We start from the raw sequence: 871 nt of genomic DNA on the forward strand, positions 1-871 counted from the left end.
TCTTGTTCACCTGATGGAAGAACAAAGAAAGGCTGGCAATAACGTCTGCTACATCTTTATGGATACCGGTTGCGAACATCCGCTGACATACCGCTTTATCCGGGAGGTTGTGAAGTTCTGGGACATACCACTAACTGTGTTACAGGTCGATATAAATCCTGAGCTTGGGCAGCCAAATGGTTATACAGAATGGGAGCCAAAGGATATTCAGACACGAATGCCGGTGCTTAAACCGTTTATGGACATGGTTAAAAAGTACGGCACGCCATACATCGGCGGCGCGTTCTGTACTGACAGGCTAAAACTCATCCCTTTCACGAAATACTGCGATAACCATTTCGGGCGAGGTAATTACATCACATGGCTGGGTATTCGTGCAGACGAACCCCGTAGGCTGAAACCGAAATCGGGCGTCCGGTATCTTGCCGAGCTGTCAGATTTTGATAAGTCGGATGTTATCCGGTGGTGGCGAAAACAACCTTTTGATTTGCAAATCCCGGAGCATCTCGGGAACTGTGTTTTCTGCATCAAAAAGTCAACGCAAAAGCTGGGGCTTGCATGTAAAGACGAACCAGGTCTGATGCGAGTTTTTAATGAGCTGGTTACAGGCAAACACGTCAGGGATGGTCATCGCAGAACAGGTAAAGACATTATGTACCGTGGTCACCTGACGCTTGACGGAATTGCCAGAATGTCTGCCAACAGCGACTACAGAAATTTGTATCAGGCGATGGTACAGGCCAGGCGATTCGATACCGGCTCGTGTTCAGAGTCATGTGAAATCTGGGGTGATCAATTGGAATTGGAATTCGAAGAGGTAGGGGTATGACAACCGAAATTAACTACCATGCACTGCTTGAGCGCGCACGGA

General features: G+C 48.0%; 1 protein-coding gene. It reads left to right on the plus strand.

Annotated elements, in window-relative coordinates; translation table 11 throughout:
• On the plus strand, positions 1-829 hold an 829-nt coding region (locus ACJHYR_RS27925; RefSeq protein WP_410233222.1), incomplete at its 5' end, for a hypothetical protein.
• Positions 830-871 lie beyond the last annotated feature (42 nt).

It is taken from the genome of Escherichia sp. WS1450 (assembly GCF_046487395.1).
Taxonomy (GTDB): domain Bacteria; phylum Pseudomonadota; class Gammaproteobacteria; order Enterobacterales; family Enterobacteriaceae; genus Escherichia; species Escherichia coli.